The 24,946-nt window shown below is 59.6% G+C and carries 17 protein-coding genes; 1 reads left to right on the top strand and 16 read right to left on the bottom strand.

Going from position 1 to position 24,946, the window contains the following annotated elements; genetic code table 11:
* Positions 1 to 50: 50 nt before the first annotated feature.
* Together AC097P_RS15590 and AC097P_RS15585 are read right to left on the bottom strand one after the other, a co-directional pair.
* Positions 51 to 2,510 carry a Tex family protein gene (locus AC097P_RS15590; protein WP_479611347.1) on the bottom strand — a complete coding sequence of 820 codons (2,460 nt, stop codon included), beginning with the start codon at positions 2,508 to 2,510 and terminating at the stop codon, positions 51 to 53.
* A gap of 101 nt (positions 2,511 to 2,611) precedes the next feature.
* Positions 2,612 to 2,995, bottom strand: coding sequence for a PilZ domain-containing protein (locus AC097P_RS15585; protein WP_479611346.1), 384 nt, complete (start codon positions 2,993 to 2,995; stop codon positions 2,612 to 2,614).
* A gap of 158 nt (positions 2,996 to 3,153) precedes the next feature.
* On the opposite strand from AC097P_RS15585, the gene AC097P_RS15580 reads away from it, so the two are divergent.
* A complete protein-coding gene (locus AC097P_RS15580) occupies positions 3,154 to 4,593 on the top strand; it encodes a diguanylate cyclase domain-containing protein (RefSeq protein WP_479611345.1) in 1,440 nt (479 codons plus the stop codon).
* A gap of 30 nt (positions 4,594 to 4,623) precedes the next feature.
* On the opposite strand, the gene AC097P_RS15575 is transcribed toward AC097P_RS15580, so the two are convergent.
* From AC097P_RS15575 to AC097P_RS15510, 14 genes are all read right to left on the bottom strand, one after another.
* On the bottom strand, positions 4,624 to 5,598 hold the full coding sequence (locus AC097P_RS15575) for a response regulator (protein WP_479611344.1): 975 nt from the start codon (positions 5,596 to 5,598) through the stop codon (positions 4,624 to 4,626).
* Between the two features lie 20 nt (positions 5,599 to 5,618).
* Entirely contained in the window at positions 5,619 to 7,985 is a 2,367-nt protein-coding gene (locus AC097P_RS15570; RefSeq protein ID WP_479611343.1) for an ATP-binding protein, read from the bottom strand.
* Positions 7,986 to 8,007: 22 nt separating this feature from the next.
* On the bottom strand, positions 8,008 to 9,006 hold the full coding sequence (locus tag AC097P_RS15565; protein WP_479611342.1) for an ABC transporter substrate-binding protein: 999 nt from the start codon (positions 9,004 to 9,006) through the stop codon (positions 8,008 to 8,010).
* 13 nt (positions 9,007 to 9,019) lie between these two features.
* Positions 9,020 to 11,752, bottom strand: coding sequence for an ATP-binding protein (locus AC097P_RS15560; RefSeq protein ID WP_479611341.1), 2,733 nt, complete (start codon positions 11,750 to 11,752; stop codon positions 9,020 to 9,022).
* Between the two features lie 41 nt (positions 11,753 to 11,793).
* Complete coding sequence (locus AC097P_RS15555; protein WP_479611340.1) at positions 11,794 to 13,827, bottom strand: glycosyl hydrolase family 18 protein; 2,034 nt, start codon at positions 13,825 to 13,827, stop codon at positions 11,794 to 11,796.
* Between the two features lie 312 nt (positions 13,828 to 14,139).
* Entirely contained in the window at positions 14,140 to 15,045 is a 906-nt protein-coding gene (locus AC097P_RS15550; RefSeq protein ID WP_479611339.1) for an SDR family oxidoreductase, read from the bottom strand.
* Positions 15,046 to 15,169: 124 nt separating this feature from the next.
* Entirely contained in the window at positions 15,170 to 17,269 is a 2,100-nt protein-coding gene (locus tag AC097P_RS15545) for an EAL domain-containing protein (protein ID WP_479611338.1), read from the bottom strand.
* Positions 17,270 to 17,301: 32 nt separating this feature from the next.
* Positions 17,302 to 17,763, bottom strand: a complete 462-nt coding sequence (locus tag AC097P_RS15540) for a hypothetical protein (protein ID WP_479611337.1) — start codon at positions 17,761 to 17,763, stop codon at positions 17,302 to 17,304.
* Between the two features lie 118 nt (positions 17,764 to 17,881).
* Positions 17,882 to 18,364, bottom strand: a complete 483-nt coding sequence (locus AC097P_RS15535; protein WP_479611336.1) for a GNAT family N-acetyltransferase — start codon at positions 18,362 to 18,364, stop codon at positions 17,882 to 17,884.
* Positions 18,361 to 19,299 (bottom strand): glutathione S-transferase family protein, encoded by a 939-nt coding sequence (locus AC097P_RS15530; RefSeq protein WP_479611335.1) that lies wholly within the window; start codon positions 19,297 to 19,299, stop codon positions 18,361 to 18,363. Before AC097P_RS15530 ends, AC097P_RS15535 begins: the two co-directional genes overlap by 4 nt.
* Before the next feature lie 12 nt (positions 19,300 to 19,311).
* Positions 19,312 to 20,328, bottom strand: coding sequence for an NADP-dependent oxidoreductase (locus tag AC097P_RS15525; RefSeq protein ID WP_479611334.1), 1,017 nt, complete (start codon positions 20,326 to 20,328; stop codon positions 19,312 to 19,314).
* A gap of 79 nt (positions 20,329 to 20,407) precedes the next feature.
* Entirely contained in the window at positions 20,408 to 20,893 is a 486-nt protein-coding gene (locus AC097P_RS15520; protein WP_479611333.1) for a PaaI family thioesterase, read from the bottom strand.
* Positions 20,886 to 21,677, bottom strand: a complete 792-nt coding sequence (locus AC097P_RS15515) for an SDR family oxidoreductase (RefSeq protein WP_479611332.1) — start codon at positions 21,675 to 21,677, stop codon at positions 20,886 to 20,888. The genes AC097P_RS15520 and AC097P_RS15515 overlap by 8 nt, the downstream gene beginning before the upstream one ends.
* A 183-nt stretch (positions 21,678 to 21,860) precedes the next feature.
* Positions 21,861 to 24,662: an Ig-like domain-containing protein gene (locus AC097P_RS15510; RefSeq protein ID WP_479611331.1), complete on the bottom strand. Its 2,802-nt coding sequence runs from the start codon at positions 24,660 to 24,662 to the stop codon at positions 21,861 to 21,863.
* Positions 24,663 to 24,946: the final 284 nt, after the last annotated feature.

Genomic DNA, 24,946 nt, shown 5'->3' with positions numbered 1-24,946 from the left:
CCCGAGTTTTACGCCATTGTCGCGGATAACGTATCCCGTGCAAGCGATCTCTAGCGCTTCAGCTTGGCAAAGGCTGACGCCATGGCCGACGAGCCCAAAGACCCACTGCCCTGCTGGTTGCTGTACTGGCTCTGGCCTCGCCCTGCGCCCTGGTAACGGTTGTCTCCTGCCTTGTCGCTGGCCGACCGGGCCGCAGCGGCACCAATCTTCATCGTCAGCGCGATGCGTTTGCGGGCTACATCCACTTCCACGACCTGCACTTTGACGATATCACCGGTCTTGACGACCTCGCGTGCATCGTTGACGAACTTGTGGGCCAGCTGGCTGACGTGAACCAAGCCGTCCTGGTGCACGCCCAGGTCGACGAACGCGCCAAAGGCGGCGACATTGCTGACCGTACCCTCCAGCACCATGCCCTCCTTCAAATCCTTGATGTCGTCCACGCCGTCGTTGAAACGCGCAACCTTGAAGTCCGGGCGCGGGTCGCGGCCGGGCTTCTCCAGCTCGCCCAGAATGTCTTTCACGGTGATGACGCCGAATTGTTCGTTGGCAAACAACTCGGGGCGCAAAGTCTTCAACATGTCGGCGCGGCCCATGATTTCGGCCACGGGTTTGCCGGTCTTGGCAATGATCTGCTCCACGACCGGATAGGTCTCAGGGTGCACGCCCGTCATGTCCAGCGGGTTGTTGCCACCGCGAATGCGCAAAAAGCCCGCGGCCTGCTCAAAGGTCTTGGCACCCAGGCCGGTAACCTTCAGCAGATCCTGCCGGCTACCAAAGGCCCCGTTGGACTCGCGCCAGCGCACCACAGCCTTGGCGACGGTGCCGGACAGGCCGGACACGCGGGAGAGCAGCGGCACGCTGGCCGTGTTCAGGTCCACGCCGACCGAGTTCACGCAGTCCTCGACCACGGTGTCCAGCGTGCGGGCCAGTTCGCTCTGGTTGACGTCGTGCTGGTACTGGCCCACGCCAATGCTCTTGGGGTCGATCTTGACCAGTTCGGCCAGCGGGTCCTGCAGGCGGCGCGCAATGGACGCCGCGCCGCGCAGGCTGACGTCCACGTCCGGCATCTCCTGCGACGCAAATTCGCTGGCGCTGTAAACGGACGCGCCGGCCTCGGACACGACGACCTTGTCCACCTTGATCTCGGGGGCGCCGGCCCGGGCGGCCATCTTGGCCAGCAGCTTGATCAAATCACCGGCCAGCTTGTCGGTCTCGCGGCTGGCCGTGCCGTTGCCGATGGCGATCAGGTTGACGCTGTGTTTGGCGCAGAGCTTGCCCAAGGTGTGCAAAGAGCCTTCCCAGTCGCGCTTGGGTTCGTGCGGGTAGACGGTGGCGGTTTCGACCAGCTTGCCGGTGGCGTCAACCACCGCCACCTTGACGCCCGTGCGGATGCCGGGGTCCAGCCCCATGACAACACGCGGGCCAGCAGGTGCCGCCAGCAGCAAATCGCGCAGGTTGTCTGCGAACACCTTGATCGCGACCTTTTCAGCCTCTTCGCGCAGCCGGGTGAACAGGTCACGCTCAGTGGACATGGACAGCTTGACTTTCCAGGTCCAGGCGACGCACTTGCGGATCAGATCGTCGGCGGCGCGACCGGCATGGCTCCAGCCCAGCTTCAACGCGATGCGCCCTTCGGCCAGCGAACCCGCAGGTGCCGCGCGGGCGGGCGTAGAAGTTGCTCCTGATTTCGTAGCGGCTTGGGCGCTACTGGCGAGGGCTAGCGGCCGATTGGCCGTAAACTCCGGCTCAGGCAGCACCAGCTTGGCGTCCAGAATGTCCAGCGCCCTGCCCCGGAACACCGCCAGCGCTCGGTGGCTGGGCACGCGGCCAATCGGCTCGTCGTAGTCAAAATAGTCGCGGAACTTGGCCACGTCGGCGTTGTTTTCGTCCTTGCCATCCATCAGCGTGGATTTCAGCAGGCCTTCTTGCCATAGCCATTCGCGCAGGTCTTGCACCAGGGCCGGGTTCTCGGCCCAGCGCTCGGACAACAGGTCACGCACGCCGTCCAGCACAGCGGGCACGGTGGAAAAGTCGGGCTGCTTGTCGGCAATCTGCTCAGCGGTCAGCGGGGGCTTGAGGTAGGCCTGCGCCGCCTCGGCGGGAACGAGCGTGGAGTCATTGAACAGCGCGTCGGCCAACGGCTCCAGCCCGGCTTCGCGGGCCAGCTGGCCCTTGGTGCGGCGCTTGAGCTTGAAGGGCAGGTAAATGTCTTCCACCTCTTGCTTGGTGGCGGCGTTGTGCACGGCGGCCATCAGTGCGGGCGTCAGCTTGCCCTGTTCGTCGATGGCCTTGATGACGGCCTCTTTGCGGTCGCGCAGCTCGCGCAGATAGGACAGGCGGGCTTCCAACTCACGCAACTGGATATCGTCCAGCCCGTCGGTAACCTCTTTGCGGTAGCGGGCGATGAACGGAACGGTGGCGCCACCATCGAGCAAGGCCACAGCGGCTTCGACCTGTTGGGGACGGATACGGATTTCTTGCGCGAGCTGCGCGATGATTTTTTGCATGACGAAAAACTGACGCTACGTAACAGAAGAAAGGCTAGCCGGCCGCGCGGCGGCGCCAAAACTGAATCAAGGCCGGGAGTGTGCCACAGGCTGAGACGGCTTCAGGGCAAGCCAAACAGCAGCGAGATTTCGCGGTCCATCAGCTCGGTGTCGCCGGTATTCAGTTCGATCAGGCGGCGCAGCCGCGTCAGGCTGGTGAGGTCGATGTCTGCACACACAATGCCCACATGCTCGCGGTCCAGGTGTGCAATGCTGCCGGACATCACAACACCCTCGCCATCGTCTGCCAGCGGCAGCTGCAGTCTGCATTTTTCATGCAGGGCCAGCGGCGGCTGCAGGCCCGGCTGGGTTTGTACCAGGGCGCCCTTGAGCGCGATATCTATCAGGTGCACCTTGAGGCTGGTACCCCGCACGTGCAGCAGCACCTCGGCGGCAAATGGGATGCGTGCATAGTTGCGTAGGCCTTTGACCGGTGCGGGTTTCATGGGAAACTCTTGGGTTGAGTGGTGGTAAGAAACTAGCCTACGTCGCTTTGTGCCAAAGTGCAACGTGTAGCAACAATAAAATGTTTCAAACCTGTGCTGGCCTGCGCAAATTCGGCTCACAATAACTACAGCATTTTGGTTTCGGAGTACGGAGCGCGATGACCAATTTAGAACCAACCATTGTTGAGGCGATCATTGAGACCTCGCATGACGCGTTTGTCGGTATGGACCGAGACGGCTCCATCACCCATTGGAACCACAAGTCCGAGTCCATGTTCGGCTGGCCCCGCGCCGAAGCTGTCGGCAAGCGACTGGCTGATTTGATTGTTCCTCCCGCCGCCCGCCATGCCCACGCAACCGGGATGGCGCGTTACCTGACAACGGGCGAGGCCAAGGTCATCAACCGACGCATCGAAGTACAAGCATTGCGTCGATCCGGAGAGTTGTTCCCTGTGGAAATGACGATTTCTACATGTGGAACTGCACCGAATGAGACTTTTTTCGCCTTCCTGCATGACGCCAGCGAGCGGGAGAAGACTGAGAGTGGGCTTTTGGCGTTGGCCCGAACCGATTCTTTGACCGATTTGCCAAATCGCCGCCATCTGTATGAACGGCTCAAGGAATCGGTAGCGCTCGTCGATCGGACCCGCCGATTGATGGCAGTCCTCTTTATGGATATCGACCATTTCAAGGGCATAAACGACAGCCTGGGACACGATGTGGGCGACGCTGTCTTGAAGCAGTTCGCGTCGCGGTTGCGTTCCAGCGTGCGCCAAATCGATTTTGTCGCACGTTTGGGTGGCGACGAATTCATGGTCATAGCCCAGGAACTGGTGTGCGAGGATGACACGGTGACCGTCGCGCAGAAGATCTTGGAAGGCATGGCCCAACCCTTCGACGTAAACGGACAAAGCCTGCAGGTCACCACCAGTATTGGCGTTGCTTCCTATGCGGGCAGCAAGCTGTCTGCAGACGTGTTGGTGCGCCGTGCAGACCAGGCCATGTACCAGGCCAAACGATCTGGCCGCAACACCTTCCGCATTGCGCGCGACGATGAGGATGCGGTGGAGCCCACAGCGGCTCCATTTGCAGCGCTTGCAACTATGGCACCAGTGGCCATGGCTAAATTCATGGAAAGGGCAACCGCCAACGAGCAGGATGCCGATGACTTTTTGCAAACAGCGCTTCACTCCATACGCACACATCTTGGTATGGACGTAGCCTTTATCTCCGAATTCAACAACGGGCGGCGCGTCTTCCGCTACATCGACTCTGCCGACCCCAATCCTCCTATCGCTGTGGGCGGATCAGACCCACTGGAAGACAGCTTTTGCCAACGTGTCGTGGACGGTCGTCTGCCGGAACTGATGCCGGACGCTTTTCTGAACCAGCACGCCATGAGCATGGCAGTAACGACAGCGTTGCCGGTCAGAGCGCACCTCAGCGTACCGATACGGCTGAAAAATGGCGAAGTCTATGGCACTTATTGCTGTTTCAGCAGCAAGGCCGACCAATCCTTGAATGACCGCGATCTGGGCATGATGCGGATATTTGCCGAGCTCATCGCACAGCAGCTGGAAAGAGAATTCATCCGCTAGCCAGGTTGCAAGACCTGCGGCCCGGTTTGCCTAGGCGCCGGCCTGGTCAGGCGGCGCGTAAAAGCAGATGTTGTCGCGACCACCCTCCTTCGCGTCATACATGGCGAGATCCGCCCACTTGATCACATTGGAGGCAGAGGCGCCGTTGCCGACGAAGAGTGCCACACCGAGGCTGGCGGTGCACCGGTGTTCAATGAGCGTAGCCGCGACGCCGTCGCTCTGCGGTACGACCAGGCTGTAGGGCTCAGCCAGCGCAGTGCGGATTTTTTTCGCCACCAGCCTCGCCCGCCCCTCGGACTCGGCGCGGTCCGTAGTCAACGCACACAGCAGCACTACAAACTCATCACCACCAAAGCGGGCGACTGTGTCTACCTCTCGCACGCAATCCTTCAAGCGCCTGGCGGCTTCGAGCAGCAGCAAATCGCCCACCTCATGCCCGTGGACGTCATTCAGCGGTTTGAAGTGGTCCAAATCCAGAAAAAGCAGCGCGCCGAAGCACTGGCTGCGCTGGCTGGCTGCCATGGCCTGCCCTAGTCGGTCATTCAGCAGGCGGCGGTTGGGCAGCCCGGTCAGCGCATCATGAAAGGCCAACTCCCACACTTGTTTCAACGCCTGACGCAGTTGCAAGTGCGTGTGTACGCGTGCCCGCACCACCGCTGCATTGACCGGCTGGGGAATGAAGTCCACTGCACCTAGCCGCAAACACTTGGCTTCATCATTCGGGTCGTTTTGAACCGTGACAAATATGATGGGGATATCTTTGGTGCGGACATCCAACTTGAGGCGCCGGCACACCTCATGGCCATCCATGTCCGGCATCACCACATCGAGCAAGACGAGGTCGGGCATGTGTTCCAGACACATTTGCAAAGCTTGCGCGCCGCTTGTCGCCGACAACACTGTGTGGTCAGGCCCGAAGATATGGGCCAGTATCTGGATATTCAGGGACTGGTCGTCCACCACCAACAGGGTTGGCCGTCCGGGTATTTGATGGTGCTCTGACATCCCGCGTCCTTGCAAATTTTCTATTCTGCCGCTCCTTCATGTGCCAAGGCCTGCAATGCCAGCGACAACTGTGTTTCAAATTGTGTGAGCGCATCGCGGAATTGCTCCTGCAAGTCCGAATGGTCACCCCCATCGACAGTTGCGCTTTTGAGCAACGCCTCCAGAGAAGCAGCCGACGCCGACAAGGGCATCGCCCCCACCGTTGCGCCCAGCCCCTTCAGGGTGTGCGCATAGCGAACGGCGGTAGGGTAATCCGCTTGCGCCAAAGCCTGGTTCAGGCCTATCCGCTGCGCAACGGCTTCCCGACGAAACACCGCGACAACCGTTGCATAGAAATTACTGCTGCCTCCCAAACGCTCAATGGCGACGGCGCGGTCGACGATGGGAGGGCTGCTCTCTTGCACCGCGACCTGTCGTACCACATGGCGCAACACGGTCGTAGTCAGCTCTTCCAGGTCTATGGGCTTGCTCACGTGATCGCACATCCCCGCAGCACGGCAGTCAAGTCGGTCACTGTCCATGGCGTTGGCTGTGATGGCGATGATGGGCAGTGCACGCAGCGCCTGCACGGCGTGGATACGCCGGGTTGCCTCTAACCCGTCAATATCAGGCATCTGCACGTCCATCAATACGGCATCAAACGCCGGCACCGCGGCTAGCGCAAGCGCCACACCCTCCAGGCCGCCGCCGGCGACCACGACATTGGCACCGCTGCGCTCAAGCAGTTCCCGGGCGACCTGCTGGTTGAGCAGGTTATCTTCCACCACCAGCAGGCGCAAACCAGACAGGCGCATGGCACCAAGCGTCGCTTGTGGTGGCGGTGGTGGTGATTCGGGGGCGTCACCTGGGCCGATGCTCTCGGACGAGGCGCCGGATTCCTTCGGCGTAACAGCAAGGGGCTGCGCCTCGGGCGCAAGTGCCAGGTTCACCCGGAAGTAAAAACGGCTACCCCGGCCGAGCACGCTATCCACCTTCAGCTCCCCACCCATCAGGGCCACCAGACGCTTGCTGATAGCCAGGCCGAGCCCAGTGCCGCCGTAGCGACGCGTGGTCGACGATTCAGCTTGGCTAAACCCCTCAAAGATGTAATCCAGGTGGTCTTTTGCTATGCCAATACCGGTATCGCTGACGGAAAACTCGAGGCAGGCAACTTCGGCAGGCGCCTCTTCAGGCACCCGGTCCAGCACACGCACGCCAATCAGCACCTCACCCTGCTCGGTGAACTTCAATGCGTTTCCGGCCAGATTGAGCAGTATCTGGCGTAGGCGCAATACGTCCCCGACGAGGCAGGGCGGCACATGCTGGCCTACATGGAAACGCACCGATACGCCCGCTTTGTTGGCACCTGTCCCTAGCATGACAGCGAGTTCACGCAACAAATCATCCACCACAAAGCGCGTGAGGTCGAGCTCCAGCTTACCGGCATCGACCTTTGAGAAATCCAGTATGTCGTTGATGATGGCAAGCAGGAATCGCGCAGCGGTCTCGGCATTGCGCACGTAGCCAACCTGTTGCCCCGACAGATCGGTGTGCTGCAGCAGCTGGAGCATGCCCAGCACACCATTCATTGGCGTGCGTATTTCGTGGCTCATGGTGGCGAGAAAGTCAGACTTGGCGTGCATTGCAGCCTCGGCCACATCCCGGGCTTGCGACAGCGCAACGGTCTGCTGTTGCAACGCGCGCGTCATCTGGTTGAAGGCGCGAGACACGTCACCGAACTCGTCTTCGCTGTCTTGCGGCAGCTTGGCGTCAAAATTTCCTTGGGCCACCGATTTGCTGGCCTGCTCCAATTGCGCTAATGGCCGTATCAGGCGGCGCAACGCCACTCCCACGACAAGCGCCAGAGCCAGCGCGAAGACCGCCAGCAGACCGAGCGTTGCCCAGCTGAGGGCCCTTTCGCTACGTGCGCGTTCGGCCGCAACCCGGTCTTCCCATTGGGTGGTGTCCTCCACCATGGCCTCAACCTCGATCAGTAAGCGCCCGACCATCAGCGTCTTACGCCTTGCCTTGACATCGGGCTCCAGTGTCACCGTGTTGGCAAACGCAGAGTTAAAAAGTTCGCCGACACGCTGATGCCGTTCGCGCAGCCCGGATAACAAAACGGCAACAGGATCATCCTCCCTGGCCCCATCCTGCGGGCCCATCAATGTGGCGATCTGGCCGTAGCGCACTGCCCACTGCCGGGCAGCGCGCTCCGAGTGCTCCAGTGCGGCGTCATTGGCCAACAGCAATAGCGACGTGACGCTATCGGCGATGGATTTGACCCGTTGTAGTTCTGCCCCCGTCTCAACCAGCCGCTGCGAGAAACGGACGACAAAAAATCCTGCCATCAGCGTTGCAGCAAGGCTTACCGCGCAGACGATTTTTAGCAGAAGACGCACACGCATGGTTAGGTCTGGCTTGGTCGGTCTATTTGATGACAGTAACCGCTGACGGCAAGGCCCGTTTCAACGGCACCTCGTCGATGAAATCCAGGTAGTTGGGCACGGTACTGCCCTTCACCAACTGCTCTTGCAGCGCCCATTGCGCCGTGGATTCCAGCGTAGCGATCAAGGACTGGTTCAAGCTAATCCCAAATCGGTAGTCGGGCCACAGCATTGCCAAATCCGCCGCATCGATTTTGTGGCGCTCGCTCACGAGGGCTCTGGCTGCGGCCGGATTGGCCTTAACGTACTCCAACGCACGAACCAGTGCGCGCAGCACCTTGACCTGGTCGTCGGCGGACACTGCACTCTTGTCGGCCTGGGCAACCAGGTTGAAGGTAAGCGTGTAGAGACGCGGTGTGGGCAACACGACGGCATTGGGGCCCAGCAACTTCAATAATTGTTGGGCACCGGGTTGCCATAGTGCAAACGCCGCGATGCTCGGATTGGCCACCGCCAAATCCAGGCGCTGGACATCCACATCAGCCTTGGTGACGGAGTGCGGATCCACGCCAGCGGCGAGCAGCGCCAGTTCCAGCACATACTGTCCGGATGCTCCGCGCACCAAGCCGACCTGACGGCCTTTCAAATCCTTGGTGGATGCAATACCGGAGTTGGCGCGCGCAATAAGCCGGACATCTTGGCTGGTGGTAGCAAACGTTGCCAACACCTTGAATGGCACTGACTCGAAGCTGCGAAACATGATGGGCAAATCCGATGCGGTCGCCAATTGCACCTTGGAGTCGAGCAATTGCCTGAGACACGCACTGCCGGTCGCGCATTCGACCAAGGCCACGTCCAGGCCTTCGCTGCGAAAATACCCTTCTCGTTCGGCTACATAAAAGGGCACCGACATAGGGCTTGCTGCGACGCCGACCGTGATTCCAGCAGCGTACGCCGGACCCAAAAGCCAAACCAGGCCCAGGCATGCCAACCGCATGGTTAGCAGGCAGGCTTCGAAGGCAGTACGGTGTACAGGTTTCATATTTCCAATTCCATCAGACGTATACGATACGGGCTAATTCTTCATAGGCGATCGGTTTTGACAAAAAATCATCCATTCCGGCCGCCAGGCACAGCTGTCGATCAGACTCAAATGCTCCGGCGGTGAGCGCCACGATGCGTTGATGAGCCCCGGCGGTCTCGGCCTCATGCGCGCGAATCGCTCGCGTAGCAGCATAACCATCCATTACCGGCATCTGGCAATCCATGAGAACTAGCGCGGGAGGGTCCGACTGGAGCGCAAGCAAGAGGTCCAACGCCTGTTGACCGTTTTCTACACTGCGCCACTGCAGTCCCAGACGGGTAAGCATGTTCTCGGCCACCATGCGGTTAATGGCGTTATCGTCCACCACCAGCACCCAGCCAGCGCCAACGGCTGCTTCTGCGCTACCAGCAATGGGCCTTGACGCAGGTTGGCGGCTGGACTTCCGGGCGTCCGCCCCTTGGGCCGTGCGCGGGCAGCGCACCGTGAACCAGAAGCGCGAGCCCTCCCCCGCGCGGCTCTCCACGCCCACGTCGCCTTCCATTTGCAGCGCAAGTTTGCGCACGATGGACAGCCCCAGCCCGGTGCCGCCAAAGCGCCGAGAGGCTGATGCGTCGGCCTGCACAAAGGGTTGGAACAGCCCATCCTGCTTATCCTGGGGTATGCCCACACCCTGGTCACGCACCGCAAACTCCAGCACGCTCAATCCTGAAGCTCCCATATCTTCCCGGGCATGCAGACTTATCGTGATCTGGCCCCGGTCCGAGAACTTTATGGCATTGCCCACGTAGTTGGACACCATCTGCCGCAAGCGGATGGAGTCACCGACATAGCGGTCTGTGCCCGAGACTTGGGCGTCCACCACCAGCGTGATTCCCTTGGACGTCGCCGCCTGGCGGAATAGCCTTGCGACGTCTTCCACCAAGGCCCCCGCATCAAACGGGCCGAGCGCAAGCTCCATCTTTCCGGCCTCTATCTTTGCAAGGTCCAGAATATCGTTCAAGATCGACAGCAGCGCCTTGCCCGATCCAAGTATGGTGCGCACAAACTCCCTACGCTTGGCTTCGCCGACATCGTCCGCCATCAGCAACTGAGCCATGCCCAAAATTCCGTTCAGTGGCGTACGTATCTCGTGCGACATGGTGGCCAAGAACTGGCTCTTGGCAAGATTGGCGCTTTCCGCCAGCTGCGTGGATTGTTCCAGCGCGGCCTGGTAGGTTTTGCGTTCAGCAATTTCGGTATTCAGCGCGGCCGTTTTTTCCAGCACCTCAGCCCGGATCCGCTCCTGTTCGCCGGTGCGTATCAGCACAAAATTGGCAACCACGCCGCAGGCGAACAGGGCCATCATCAACACCAGCAGCGAATTGTTTCCCACGCCGGCAACCAGCCGCGTGTGAGGCACATGCACCAATGTGTGCCAAACCTTGCCGCCGATTTCTGTGCGCTGCTGGCTGTAAACACCGCTTCGGTCAAGGTAAGTTCCACCCGCAAATTGGGGCATGTCCACCGCGCTGCTCTTCCAGATACTTTGCTCGCCAGCGCCCGACACTTCGCGCAACTCCCAGACCGCTCCGGGGACGGTGCGCAGCGCCTCGTCCAGCTGGCGCAAATGAATGACACCGGTCAGCACGCCACGTACCGACCCCTGCTGCAGAGGGGCCATCAGCAGTACGGCGGCGGGGCCACTGGGGTCTTGCTTCAGCCGCAATGGCGAGGTCATCGTCAACTCCCCGCCGCGCAACGCCTGGCGCAGCGCCAGCGCACGCGTGGGCTCGCCCAGCAGGTCCATACCCATTTCCGCTTCATTACCCTGCTGTGGGTAAATCTGAACGACGGGGGCTACCAAACCATCTGCGCTGGGCAAAAATCCAACGGGCCAATGCACGCCGGTAGCAGACTTTTTGTCCAACACGGGCGCCCAAGCGATGGCCTGCAAAGTGGGAATAGATCGGTTGATGTTTGCCGCCAAGTCTGCAAACTCCGGGCCTGGCACCTGGCCACGTAGGCGGTAGCTGGCTGCCAGTTGCTGAAGGGCCTGGCCGTTATGCCTCTCCAGCGCGCGCAGTTCGTAATCGAACGGCGCCACGGCCGCCGCAAAGTCGCGCTGTAGCTGGCGCTCGTCCGAGTCCCGTACAAACAGATAGATGACGCCAGACAGCGCAAACGCCAGCAGCAGCGGCAGGCCCACAGACCGGCGACGTTGTTTCCATACCGCGCTGGGGGCCAGGGCTACCAATGCCAGCGGTGCAAATATCTGCACGCCAAACGCGTCACCCAACCACCAGGTAACAAAACTCTGCGGCAGTTGCGCCAGTGAAATGAATCCGTGCCCGATCAGCGTCAGGTTGCCGATGGTTGCGGCGATCAGGCAGGAGCCAATGCCCAGCAGCGAAAAGCGCATTACTTTCTGCGGGTCATTCAGTTCCAGGTCGGGCATCAGGCGCCTGAGCGCTGTACCGCCAACCACCGCTTGCAAGGTGGAACCAATGGCAATGCACACGGCAACGCTACCGAGGTGAAAGCCCCCACCCACCGTGGCATTGGTCAGCGCCGAGCCCAGCAGAATGCCAAACCAGGCAGCCCGCACGCCCCAGACGATAGAGACCGCAAAGGCGAAGCCCGCCGCCGGCCAGATGGCCGACACAAAGCCCGGCGGCAGGGCCAGCGCAAGGCCCAGTTTGCCCAGCAGGAAGTAGCCCAGCGCAATGCCTGCGTTCAGTGCTGCCCACCGTGCTGATCTGGTCATCAGCACATGGTAAAGCAGCTTTCAGACTTTGCAATGCGCTATTACTTCAATCCATCGCTGATGGCCTTGAGCAATGTTGCATTGCTGTCATCGCCGCCGAACTCCCAGAAGAAGGCTCCGCCCAGTCCCTTGGTCTTGGCGTATTGCATCTTCTCGGCGATCTGCACGGGCGTGTCGTAGCTCCAGAAGGTGGTGCCGTTGTAGATCCACTGCGCGCGGGTAACCGGGTCCACAAAGCTGGGGTAGTTGAGGTTCTTCAACACCTTGTAATCCTCAATGCCACTCTCGTATGTGCCCGGTGCGCCCGTACCGCTTTGGTACTTGCCGTTGTTGATGTTGGGCACGTTGGTCCAGCCCCGACCGTAGAAACCGATGCCCACAGACAATTTGGCAGGTGGTACACCCCGCGTCAGATACGCTTGTATCGCCTGGTCCGTGTTGTAGCTGCGCGCGTCGCCGGTGGATGGGTCCGAAGGCGAGCCATACAGCGCCGAATGGAAGTTGGTCGTGCTTTCGAAGGCCCCATGGAAGTCGTAGGTCATGACATTGATGGCATCCACGTAGGGGTGGTACTTGTCGGGCTGGGTGACACGGATCTTGTCAATGCCGGCACCCGTTGCAACAGTCAACAGCAACCCGGGGCGCACAGCATCGAGTTGGCGACGGAACTCTGCCAGCAGCGCCGTGTAGTTGCCAGTGTCTTCGCTGCCACCACAGGCCAGACCGCATGCCGCCGGGTATTCCCAATCAATGTCGATGCCGTCAAATACACCGGCTGCGGCCCCTGGGCCACCCGCACCGTCCGACACCGGCAGGTTGCCACGGATATAGGCATCGATGCAGGACGCCACGAATGCCTGGCGATTCTCAGGCCGCGCCGCGCTGCTGAAGCCCCTGGAGTAGGTCCACCCACCCAGCGAGATCAACACCTTGAGTTTGGGGTACTTGGCCTTCAGTTTCTTCAGCTGGCCCCAGCTTCCGCGCAAAGGCTTATCCCAGGTGTCTGCCACACCATCCACACTTTGTGCCGCCTGGAATGCCTTGGTGTAGTCGGCAAACGCATCGCCGCCCGTGCCGGTGCTTTCGCTGGACGGCACCGTCAAGCCCACCTCGCAGATGTTGTTGCGCACATTGCCAAAGGCGTAGTTGATATGGGTCAGGCGCGCACCGGCGCCGCCGGCATCAATGTCCTTCACCAAGTAGTTGCGCCCATAGATTCCCCACTGTGCAAAGTAACCCAGCACCCGCTTGGCGCCCGTTTGCGTTGCCGCGTCGGTCCGCACGCTGATGGCTGCGGACGGTGCGGATGCACCCGCCTGGTTGAATGCCACCACGGAATAGCTGTAGGTCGTCTCAGGCGTCAGCCCACCGATCAGCGTAGAGGTGGTGGACGACTGCCCCGCCAGTTGCCCGGCCTGCATCACCTTGTATTGCACTGTGCAATTAGGCCCGGCAGCCGATGCGGACCACGACAAATTGACCGACGTGGAATCGTGGCTCGGCGAATTCAGCCCGGCGGGCGCAGCCGGTGCGCTGGCGCAGCTTCCGTTACTGGTGTTGATCAGCAAGGCAGCAGTGGCGGCAGACACGTTGCCGGCCTGGTCCCGCGCGCGAACCGTGTAGCTGTAATTGGTGCCGGCGCTCAAGCCCGTGTCGTTGTAGCTGGTCGTGGTGGGCGAGGCCACCAGCGCCGCGCCGCGGAAGACCTGGTAATTGGCCACACCGCTTCCAGCGTCGGTCGACGCACTCCACGACAGCGCGATGCTGCTGCTGGTCTGGCCCGTACTGGTCAAACCGCCGGGTACCGTGGGCGGCGTGGTGTCGGTCGGCGGGTTGCCTGTGCAGTCGCCTAACGGACGCCAGACATCCCACTGGCCAGAGTTGGTGACCGGCGGGTTGTTCTGGGTCCACCACTTGGCCTGGTAGGCCTTGTTGTCAAATTTGACCGAATTGTTGGCAACGTAGATATCACTGCTTGTCCAAGTAGGCAAGGCAGAGCAGTCGTACGCCAGAGCCTGCCCGGCGCCGCTGGTCACGGCCAGCGCCGTCAAAAGATGGGAAAAACGAATTCGCATGAAAGAGGCCTTTCTATGGACCAACGCAAAGCAGACCGCACGGGGTAAGTTGGCGTTGTGGAATCCATCCAAGACAAAGCAGGCACCAACGGCAACCAGCTACAAGATTAGGTCTGAATTGATCTTATAGTGGTATCTAATATAAATACCAAAGCCATTTTTGGTATCAGTGCTTACGCTAGGAAACTGACCATACCACTTTTGAATGCGCGTTAACGCTTGGTTACAAGCTATAAATGCGGTGACATTCGCGGCAAACTAATACCAATCAAAAACCAATTTTTAGAGGTATGTTTGCCGCACGCCTACCCTTCAACCGCGCAGCGCCTTCTTCAAATCCACACCCAGCTCGGGCTTGTGCGCGAACGGATCGGTGGGGTTGCGCGCCAGCATCACATCTTCCATGCGGGTCTGGACCGAGCCTATGGCTTTGGGGTGGCTGTAGATGTAAAACTGGTTCGCGGAGATGGCGTCGAACACCATCTGCGCAACTTGGGCGGCCGTAACCTTGCCGCTGCCCACGGCCTTGTCGCTCATGGCTTGGCCGATCAGCTGACTTTGCGTGGGCTTGGCGGCTGCCTTGAGTTCGTCGGGGCGGTTGCGGTGGCTCTGGCTGATGCCCGTGGGCACGAAAAAGGGGCACAGCACGCTTGCGCTGATCTGGTCGGTAACCAGGGCCAGGTCCTGGTACAGGGTTTCGCTGAGCGACACGACTGCATGCTTGCTAACGTTGTAGATACCCATATTGGGCGCGTTGAGCAGGCCGGCCATGCTGGCGGTATTGACGATATGGCCCTGGTAGGCCGCGTCGGCCTTGGCAGCGGCCAGCATCATGGGCGTGAAGAAGTGCACACCGTGCACCACGCCCATGACATTGACCCCCAAGACCCATTCCCAGTCTTTCAGCGTGTTTTCCCACACAAGCCCACCAGCGCCGACCCCCGCATTGTTGAACACAAAATGCGGTGCGCCAAAGCGGGCAAAGGCGGCGTCGGCAAGGGCTTTCATCTGCTCGGCCTTGGAGACATCCACACGCACGGCCAGCACCTGCACGCCGGCAGCCTGCATCTCGGCCACGGTGTTGTCCAGCGCGTCCTGCTGCACGTCGGCCAGCACCAGGTTCATGCCCAGCTTGGCGCCTATGCGGGCGCATTCGAGACCGAAACCGGAGCCGGCGCCCGTCAGTACCGCCGTTTTACCCTTGAAATTGCTAATCATGATGGCAAGACCTGTCTTGTTGGATAGGGGAGAAGATAATTTGAATACGCACTACGCAAACTCACCAGAGATTTTGGTTCAAGCGCGCAATACGACCTGCCATGTAGGCGACACCCTCAGCGCTTCAATGCTTGTGAAGGGTCGTTTTCAGCAGCCTCTCGAAGCCCAAGACATCAATCGCGGGACTGTACAGATAGCCCTGATACAGCGTGCAACCCTGCAGTTCAAGAAAAGCCTGTTGGGCCGGTGTTTCGACCCCTTCCGCGATCACTTCAAGTCCCAAGCTCTGGGCCATGACAATAATAGTTCGCACTATGGTGGCATCGGTCGCGCTGGCATGCATGTTGCGCACGAACGATTGGTCAATCTTCAGTTGATCCAGCGGCAACTTGGTCAAATTAGAGAGGGACGAATAGCCAGTGCCGAAATCGTCCATAGAAAACGTCACCCCGTGACTACGTAGCGTGTTCATGCTGTCGATCGCATCTACAACGTCGAGCACCAAACTCTCCGTTACCTCCAGCTGCAACAATTCAGGATTGATTCCATGCGTTTGAATGGACTCCAACACCCTGTCTGTGAAGTCTGGCTCCAGGAACTGCCGAGGGCTTACGTTAATGGACAGTTTCAGGTGCACAGTAAGGGGGTTTTCCTGCCACAGCGCCAACTGCGCACAAGCAGAATCCAACACCCAAGCCCCGATGGGGAGTATCAGGCCGCATTGTTCTGCCAGCGGAATGAAGTCGGCGGGCGAAATGGGCTTGCCGCCCGCCGGAAACCAGCGCAACAGTGCTTCGGCGGCGACGATGTTTCCTAGCTGATTCAGCTGCGGTTGAAAATACAAACGGAACTCGCGACGATCAAACGCACGGTGCAGCGCCTGCTCCATCTCCGAGCGGGCCGATACAGCGGTTTGCATCAAAGGGTCAAAAAACCGCAATGTGTTCTTTCCGAGCTTTTTGGCCTGGTACAGCGCCAGATCCGCTTGCTGGAGTAATGCGGAGGCCACCGCTCCGCTTCTGAAAAGCGAAACTCCGATACTGGCCGAACACCGGAACTCAAAATCGGTAATCTGATAGGGCAACGCCAATGCGAGCAGCAGCTTTTTGCCAATCAATTTGGCCTGCTGTGCCGCTTCTGCATCGTTTTCATCGAGCTGTTCGAGCAAAACAACAAATTCATCACCACCCATGCGCGAAACACTGTCGCCCTCCCGCACTGCCGCTACGAGACGGCGCGCGGCCTGAACCAGCAGCAGGTCACCCGCCTCGTGACCGCGCAAGTCGTTTATGTCCTTGAAGTTGTCGAGGTCGATAAAAAGCAATGCACTATGACAAGTGCTACGCTGCAATGCAGCAAGGTTTTGCGCAAGCCTGTCTTGCAATAGTCTCCTGTTCGGCAGTTGGGTGAGCACATCAAAGTAGGCCATGTGGGTGACCTGCTCTTGCGCGGCTTTGTTGGCCGTAATGTCATAAAAAATACCGACGAAATTACTCACCGCACCATCGTGCGCCGATATCGCAGACAGAGACAACCACAGAGCAATGTCCTTCCCATCTTTGCGCCGGTTAATTATTTCGCCCTGCCACCGCCGGTCTCTACACAGCAGCTCCCACATGCCACGATAAGAAGCCTTGTCCTGTTGACCAGAACTCAACAGCTGCATTGTTTGACCTATACAGTCCGCTGCGCTATACCCAGTCAATGTTGTAAAAGCCTGGTTAATTTGCAGAAAGACGCCCGCGGCATCCATCACGCAGATCCCCGCCAACGACTCAAAAGCGATTGCGGCAATGCGCTGCTTTTCCGAAATTTGCTTGCTCACGGTCAAGTCAAATGAAACGAAGCGGTTGTGCTGTGGCTTGCCATACACATCCATAAAACCATTCAGACTCACGGATATCGGGCGCGTTTTTCCTGAAGGGCTCAGCATCGCCAATTCCAAATCAGCAAACCCGTGCACCCCAAACATTTTCAGATGTTTTTCAAATTTGGTTTTGCTGGCTGCACACAAAAAATCCACTGGTTTGCTTTTTCCAATCAGGTCCTCTTTGGAAGACTCCAACCAAATTAGCTCCTGCGCATTGATCTGCGTGTAGGTACCATCGTCTGCGACCGAATAGGACCCAAACGGGACACACTCATACAGCCGTTGCACGTCAGCATCCAGGCACATCAGCCGCTCCAGGATGTTTTCTATTTTTTTGTCTTGGGTTAGCGGCATGAGGTGTGGGGGATGTCAACGTATCCTGAAACCTATTTACTGCTGCCTTTTAATGCCAGTGCAATTGAGGAGGCATGGTTCGCCATTTCAGCGGCGGCCGCCGCGGCCGCGGTAGCTCGACTCGTGGCGCGCGCTGCTTCCGCAGACGCATGAAGGGCTGATTCTTCCGCCTGCATCGCAGCGGCTGACGCCGCCGCTGCAGCGGCGGCCGAAGCAGCGGCCGCAGCTTCCGAAGCTGCCAATGCAGCAAGCCCTGCAGCCTCTGCTGCAGCATGGGTCGCTTCAATCACGGGAATTGCGGAGGCCACGATGGCAGCGGAGGTTGCGTTCTTGCAGGCTAACGCCGCTTTTTCTGCTGCGATTGCAGAGCGTATTGCAGCTTCAAGCGTGTGCGCCGACATCGCCTTCATAGACTGCAAGGCGTCGGCGTAACGTTTGTTGACAATGAGGTAATTGCTGCGCAAAGTGGTGAATTCCGTCTCCAGCTCTGCCAATTTGGCAAAAATCTGGCGCTCTGATTCTGGGGTCATCCGGAACTTTCAAAATGGTACACGTCAACAGTTGTCGCAGCCCATTGAGCATATACCCCGGCGTCACCTCTTAGTTGTCTATTTAGCCCGCACTGCGCACCATTTCCAGGTGGTCGATACCGTCTTCGATATAGGGTAAGCCGACGTCTACGAAGCCGTGTTGACTGTAAAAATTCTTCAGATGCGCCTGCGCGGCAATGCGAATGGTCTGAGTACCAAAGTGATGCTCCACCGCGCGAATGGCCTCCCCCATGAGCAGGTGACCAAGGCCGCTCTCACGGGCATTCTTGCGGGTGATGACACGGCCTATGCTGGCCTCAGCAAACTTGATGCCGGCCGGGAACAGCCGGGCATAGGCGACCACCTGCCCATGCTGCGTGCCCAGCAGGTGCATGGCTTGGTCGTCTGCGCCGTCCATGTCCTGGAAGATGCAGTTCTGCTCCATGACGAACACCTCGGTGCGCAGTTGCAGTACGGTGTACAGCTCGGCCACGGACAGCGCATCAAACGCAGCCAGCTTCCAGTCCAGAACAGGGGCTGGCGTTTTCTGCTGCGCGGTACTCATGCGGCTTGCACCGCCTTCAGCACGTAGCCAATCCGGGGAAAGTGCACGTGGACAGTGCCGGCGCGTTCATCGACGCGCTTGAGCGTGTAGCGGGTGCGGGTGGCTGCCACAAGCTCACCTTCGGTCGCCTCAGGGCCAAAGGTCTCGGCGGCGATCGTGACCTGGCTGCCCAGCGGAATGCCGTGTTCGTCCTGAAACATAGTGTCGTTCTGGGCTGCAGCCCCCGCGGAGCGAGCGCAAGCAGCTATCGATTCTGTAGCAGACATTTCGCTGAAACTGCCATGGCCGATAGCGGCCATGCGGTCCATCCACTGCAACACCTGGGGGGTGGCGTTCAAGATGTCGGCCATTACCGGTACGCGTGCGCGGGTGAACCACAGCGGGTGGTAGGTAGCGAAATCGGCCACGCAGGGCGCGTCGCCCATCAGGAAATCGTTGCCGCTGTCCAGCATGCCGGCGATGCGGCGCAGGTAGGACTTGTAGGCTGCGGCGGCGTCGCCGGGGCGCAGGCGCGTCATGCCGACGCTCATGGCACCACGGTCCGCGCCAAAGGCCTTGGCGGTGTCCAGCGAGTCGAACATGGTCATCGCCCCCTTGGGCTGCAGGTTGTAGGCCATGGCCGCCCAGAACAGCGTGGTGTCGGCCCACTGGGCCAACACGCGGGCCATGCCCTTGTGCGATTCGGGGTACAGCGTGGGCGAAGGCTGGATGTGCTCCAGCACATCGCACATCAGCGCACTGTCGCAGTACACGTCAGAGCCGATCTGCATGAACGGGGTCTTGCGGTAGCCGCCGGTCAGCGCCTGCACATCGGGCTTGGGCATGATGGCGGGCACGATGACGGACTTCCACGGCAGCTTCTTGTAGCCCAGCACCAGCCGGACTTTTTCAGAGAAGGGAGAGGTAGCGTAGTGGTGCAGGATGATGTCGGACATGGCGGGTTCCAATCAGATCAACTTGACCAACTGCTTGCCGAAATTTTTGCCCTTGAGCAAGCCCAGAAACGCCTCCGGCGCAGCGGCAATACCCTGCGCTATGGACTCACGCGCCTTGAGCTTGCCAGTGGCCACCAGCGTGCCCAGTTCGGTCAAGGCCTCGGGCCAGATTTCCATGTGTTCGCTGACGATGAAGCCACGCACGGTCAGGCGGTTGGTCAGGATCAAAGCTGGGTAGCTCAGCGGCAGCGGCTTGCCGTCGTAGCCGGCGATCATGCCGCAGACCGCGATACGGCCAAACGCGTTCATGCGGGGCAAGACAGCGTCCAACACCATACCGCCCACGTTCTCAAAATAGCCATCGATGCCGTTGGGGCAGGCCTCGGCAATCGCCTTGGACAGCGAGGCGGCGTTGTCGTGCAGTTTGTAGTCGATGCAGGCGTCGAAACCAAGTTCGTCGACGGCGTATTTGCATTTTTCCGGGCCGCCAGCAATGCCAACGGTGCGGCAGCCGCGTGCCTTGGACAAGGCAGCAAAGGCGCTCCCGACTGCGCCCGTCGCAGCGCTGACGACCATGGTTTCCCCGGCCTTGGGATTGCAGATCTTGACCAGGCCGTACCAGGCGGTCACGCCGGGCATGCCGACTGCACCCAGGTAGGCGCTCAGCGGCACGTGCGTGGTGTCAACCTTGCGCAGCGCGCCGGGTTGGGTGGCGTCGACCACGCTGTATTCCTGCCAGCCGCCCATGCCGACGACCTTGCCGCCCACCACGAACTTGGGGTTGCGCGACTCAGCCACCTCACCTACCGTGCCGCCACCCATGGTCTGACCCAGTGCTTGGGGTTGGGCGTAGCTCTTGGCGTCGTTCATGCGGCCGCGCATATACGGGTCCAGGCTCAGGAAGTGATGGCGCACCAGCACCTGGCCGTCGGCCAGAGCGGGGGTATCGGCTACGACCAGCTTGAAGTTGCTGGCTACGGCTTCGCCCACGGGGCGGTTGTCGAGGTGAATTTGTTGGTTGCGTGGCATGTTATTTGGCTCCTGGTTGATCTTTATGCTATTGAATTAGTAGCTGCTTACGCCCGCTGCATGAGGGCTAGCGGCCGATTTAGTCAGTAGAAATAGGCCCCGGCGGGGCATTTAGCGGGTTGCTGGTCTTGGCGCCGGTTGGCAGCCGTTTGACGAACTTGAAGGTGCCGGTGGCGTGGGCGCAGGCGCGTCCGGCACCATCGAACACTGTCGCTTGGGTGAACGCCATTGTGGCCGTGCGGTGCATCAGCAGACCCTTGGCGACCAGCGGGCCCGAGCCCGGAATGGCGGGCTGCATGAAGCTGGTTTTCATCTCGATCGTGACAACGCCCATCTCCGGCACCTGACTGCGTGCCGCCGTGGCCATGGACACGTCCAGCAGCGTCATCAACGCGCCGCCGTGCGTGACCGAGAACGAGTTCAGGTGTTCGGGCTTGGGAGCGAACACAATCTCAGACTGGCCGCCTTCGAACCTGGTGAGTTCGAAGCCCAGCAACGTGACGAAAGGGATGTCGACACCGAAGCCGACCGCCCTTTGCCAGACGGCTTCTTTAGATTCAACCACCGGTGACAACTGAGACGCCGCCGTCGACCGCCAGCCATTGGCCCGTGATGTGCTTGCCAGCGTCAGACGCAAAGAGCAGGGTCAAACCCTTCAGGTCTTCCTCATCGCCAATGCGCTTGAGCGGCGCGTGGGCGGCCATCTTGTCTTCACCCATGGTTTCGATCAGCACGGCAGCCATCTTGGTCTTGAAAAAGCCGGGGCAAATGGTGTTGACGTTAATGCCATACACGCCCCACTCCGCCGCCAGCGCGCGCGTGAAGTTGATGACAGCACCCTTGGACGTGTTGTAGGCAATGGTCTTCATCGCCGTGGGGTTGCCACCCAAACCGGCTATGGATGCGATATTGATAATGCGGCCGCTCTTGCGCGGAATCATGCTCTTCTTGGCAATAGCCTGGCTCAGCAAAAAGTAGCCACGCACGTTGAGGTTCATGACCTTGTCCCACGCGGCTGCGGGATGGTCTTCGGCTGGTGCACCCCAGGATGCACCGGCGTTGTTGACCAAGATGTCCACATCACCCATGCGCTGCAAAGTTTCGTCAGCCAGGCGCTGGATGTCCGCTTCCTTGGCGCAATCGGCAGCGATCCAGCGGGCATCGATGCCCGCGGCCTGCAGTTCGGCTGCGGCCTCTTCCAGGTCTGCGGCCTTGCGTGAGCTCAGCATGATCTTGGCGCCGGCTTCGCCCAGCGCGTGGGCCATTTGCAAGCCCAGGCCGCGCGAGCCACCAGTGACGAGTGCGGTCTTGCCGCTGAGGTCAAACAATTTTTGTATGGTGCGTGTCATCGTTTATGTCTCCAAAGAATCATTGTGCTGGAATTTAAATGATTCACGCAGGTGCGGCTGTCACTGGGGTGATAGGCCGCCGCTGCCCTGCAGGGAGTCAAACGATGCGTCCCTGCGCGCCAGGCAGTGTTCCGATTTTGACCGGCCAAAACGGCGTACTGACCTGGCGATTCCGCCTGCAAGTTATTGGACCGCCAAGCTCACGTCATCCACCAGGAAAGAGGTTGCTGTAACCGAGCCTTCGACACCCAAGAAATAGATGCGGATGGTTTGGCCTTTGTACGCAGCGAGGTTGAACGATTTATTGACGTAGCTACCGCCTTTGTCGAGATTGGAGTATGTCGCCAGCGTGGACAGAACCGCACCCGTGCTGCTGCGCACCTGCACCTGCAAGGTGTCGTAGGCTTGCGTTGTCGTGGTCTCATCTGAAACCACTTTCAACCAAAAGCTCAGGGTGGCATTCGTGCTGGTTGATGGGATGGTGACCTGTTGGTACAGGCTATCCGTATGGGTTGCGCCATAACCATCGAGCCACGCTTTGTAGCTACCCGCATGGCCCGCCAGGGTGCTGTCGTTGGTGATGACCCCGGATGTCGCGGTCCACCCTGTGGCGCCACTCTCAAAACCGCCATTCACAATCAACTGCTGCGCAGTGCTGTTGTTCACGTTGAAGCTCACGGCAGTGGCAGTCCCAACGTTATTGGCAGCATCGTAGGCCTTGGCCGTCAGACTGTGACTGCCATTGCTTAAGGTAGTCGAGTTCAATGTCACGCTGTAGGGCGCAACGTTGGTACTGCCCTTGAGCACGCCATCGACATAAAACTCCACAGATGTCACGCCCACGTTGTCGCTTGCGGTCGCGTTGAGCGTGATGGTGCCGCTGCTACCCGGTGTATTGACACTCACACTCGGCGCCGTGGTGTCTGCAACCGGGTTGTTGATCGAAAACGTAACAGCGGCAGAGGTACCCACGTTATTGGCCGCGTCATAGGCCTTGGCTGTCAGGCTATGCGTGCCGTTGGACAGCGTGGTGGAGTTCAACGTGGTCGTGTAGGGAGCGCTGAAGAGGCTTGCCTTGGTCACATTGTCGACCGCCAGATCCACGCGCGTGACACCCACATTGTCAGTGGCATTGGCAGAAAGCGTAATCGAGCCGCTGCTACCCGTCTCACTCACTGTTACCACCGGCGGTGCGGTGTCGGTCGACGCAGTCGTCTGTGAGACCCACACCGGAGCCGACCACAGGATTTTGCCGTCGTCCTGGGTAATTCGGGCATAGTAGAAATGGTCACCCACATTCGGGGTAAGTGTAGTAGTTGACGTCGCAGACAGCTGCGTGACGGTGCCCTTGCGTCCCGGTACGCCCTCAAAAATCTGCACACTTGTCGCTGTACGGCCGTTGCTGTTGGCAAAATTGCTGACCAGGTTCAAGGGACCACTGTTAGTAAAACGTTCACCCATTACATGGCCGTTCGCGGTCAAGACAATTTGAGATTTCTTGTCCATGGTGGCAAATACGCGGCGCGCGCGCAATGCGTCCATAAAACTCGTATTGCTCAACGCTACGCCATTGGGTATTAAAACGCCGGTTCGATTGGTGTAGGAGGCGCCCCAGTTCGCACAGTGGTTGTCCTGGTCCGAACTGAAGGCTACGTGGAATCCGGCTTCCAACGCTTTGTTACAGGCAGCCTCGTAGTTGCTGCGTCCGGTTTCGGTTTCGGTGGTGTTGGTCGAAAAGGCAGATGTGTTGAGGACTTCACACAGCGCCATGGCCTGGTCGCCGTCTGCGGTGTAGCCAAAATCGACACCGCCAGCATTGAACTGGCCGCTGGTCGCCGGGTGATTGAACTGCCCGATCCAGTTCTTGCTGCGCATCAGGGTGTACAGAGCGGCATAGTCGCCCTTTGCCACAAAGGTATCTCCAATCAGTTGGTTCGCGCTGTTGTATTCCCATTCCAACAGTTCTGGGGTGTTGAAGATGTTCAAGTGACCGCCGTTGTTGATCACGCCCCACTCCAGGCCATAGAGCGCCAGAAAATTGGGATTGGCTGCATTGAAACTGTTGGCTGCCGCAAGACCGGATTGGTAGAGATTTTTGGCAGTCGTCGGATTGGCGGAGGCATTCGTAGAGTCTGACCCGTCGTACATGTGGTTGTGTTCCGAGGCCATCAGAAAATCGAGCCCCTTGCCCTTTGCGTACTGATATGCGTCCGTCGGACCATAGGCACCTGTTTGCGGTGCCTGCGCTCCGGTGCAGGTGGACAAGTTGCCCCCTCCGTCGCTGTGATTGGTCTGACTATGGAGATTGCCGTAGTACACGGTGTACGGTAGGCCCAGCACTGCTACCGCAGAACGCAGTGCCTTGGAATCGTTGGCTCCGCCCATTCCAGTAGCCGGTCCAGCCCCGGTGGAACTGCGGGTAGCCAGCGGCGTGAAATTGGGTAAGGCTGCAGCGGCTACCTTCCCAATTTGCATGGGCCACACTTGTGCAACGATTTCGTTGGTGCTTGCGCGCAGCGCACTTTCAACCACCCGATCACGGGGGCCGTTGAACTGTGCGAGCCATCGGGAGTCGTTGGCGGTAGCGGTCAAGCGCACGTCGTAAAGACCATCCGGCAAAGCGCGTCCAGTTGGGGCCGTACCCGGCCACAATTGCTTGACCGTCACGGGTTTGCCCGTCAACGTCTCCACGCCATACCAGCGGTCGACAACTTGGCCGTTAGGCCGCAGCAATTCCAGTCGCCATACAGCGGATTGCTCGGTAGTGACCAGTGGAAAGTCAAACTCCAACGTGAAATAGCGCGATTCGCCAGCGGCTCGCACGCTGGCATCGGCACGAAAAGGCACGTGCAACGTGGCCTCAAACTCATGGTGGTCTTCGATGGACGCCAGGGCTGGGGCCGTCGCGCCCAGAAGCATGGCGACCCCCATGCAGATGCTTCGTAGACGCACCGCCGAGGGGGTGTGCAGGATGTGACTCTTCATAGATCGCCTTTCAGTTATTCAACGGATTTACACCACGGACAGCTGGTGAGAAAGCGCACAGGGAGATTGACTTGTTCTTGGTCAGACACACACTGGCTCGTAGAGCAGTGGTCCACGGGTCAACTATGGACTAAGCGTTGAGATCAAGCAATAGGGCATGCAGCGCTGCTGCATGCGCATCCCCCTGCTGCCCACACGGAGACTGGTTCGAAGGCCAGTCCCGCCAGCGGAAAACACCCATTTTTTCCGTCGGATATGACGAACTGATGACTAGGTCCGGGAGA

The organism is Rhodoferax sp. ZS1R8 (assembly GCF_056521325.1).
Note: the sequence above shows the minus strand (reverse complement) of the source record. Positions and strands in the feature narration are given on the sequence as shown.

Excerpts from the sequence above, each read along its gene's own strand:
- AC097P_RS15560 (WP_479611341.1), bottom strand. The coding sequence starts at position 11,752 with ATGACCAGATCAGCACGGTGGGCAGCACTGAACGCAGGCATTGCGCTG.
- AC097P_RS15545 (WP_479611338.1), bottom strand. The coding sequence starts at position 17,269 with ATGCCGCTAACCCAAGACAAAAAAATAGAAAACATCCTGGAGCGGCTG.
- AC097P_RS15525 (WP_479611334.1), bottom strand. The coding sequence starts at position 20,328 with ATGCCACGCAACCAACAAATTCACCTCGACAACCGCCCCGTGGGCGAA.
- AC097P_RS15550 (WP_479611339.1), bottom strand. The coding sequence starts at position 15,045 with ATGATTAGCAATTTCAAGGGTAAAACGGCGGTACTGACGGGCGCCGGC.
- AC097P_RS15530 (WP_479611335.1), bottom strand. The coding sequence starts at position 19,299 with ATGTCCGACATCATCCTGCACCACTACGCTACCTCTCCCTTCTCTGAA.
- AC097P_RS15535 (WP_479611336.1), bottom strand. The coding sequence starts at position 18,364 with ATGAGTACCGCGCAGCAGAAAACGCCAGCCCCTGTTCTGGACTGGAAG.
- AC097P_RS15570 (WP_479611343.1), bottom strand. The coding sequence starts at position 7,985 with ATGCGTGTGCGTCTTCTGCTAAAAATCGTCTGCGCGGTAAGCCTTGCT.
- AC097P_RS15590 (WP_479611347.1), bottom strand. The coding sequence starts at position 2,510 with ATGCAAAAAATCATCGCGCAGCTCGCGCAAGAAATCCGTATCCGTCCC.
- AC097P_RS15585 (WP_479611346.1), bottom strand. The coding sequence starts at position 2,995 with ATGAAACCCGCACCGGTCAAAGGCCTACGCAACTATGCACGCATCCCA.
- AC097P_RS15575 (WP_479611344.1), bottom strand. The coding sequence starts at position 5,598 with ATGTCAGAGCACCATCAAATACCCGGACGGCCAACCCTGTTGGTGGTG.
- AC097P_RS15555 (WP_479611340.1), bottom strand. The coding sequence starts at position 13,827 with ATGCGAATTCGTTTTTCCCATCTTTTGACGGCGCTGGCCGTGACCAGC.
- AC097P_RS15580 (WP_479611345.1), top strand. The coding sequence starts at position 3,154 with ATGACCAATTTAGAACCAACCATTGTTGAGGCGATCATTGAGACCTCG.
- AC097P_RS15510 (WP_479611331.1), bottom strand. The coding sequence starts at position 24,662 with ATGAAGAGTCACATCCTGCACACCCCCTCGGCGGTGCGTCTACGAAGC.
- AC097P_RS15515 (WP_479611332.1), bottom strand. The coding sequence starts at position 21,677 with ATGACACGCACCATACAAAAATTGTTTGACCTCAGCGGCAAGACCGCA.
- AC097P_RS15565 (WP_479611342.1), bottom strand. The coding sequence starts at position 9,006 with ATGAAACCTGTACACCGTACTGCCTTCGAAGCCTGCCTGCTAACCATG.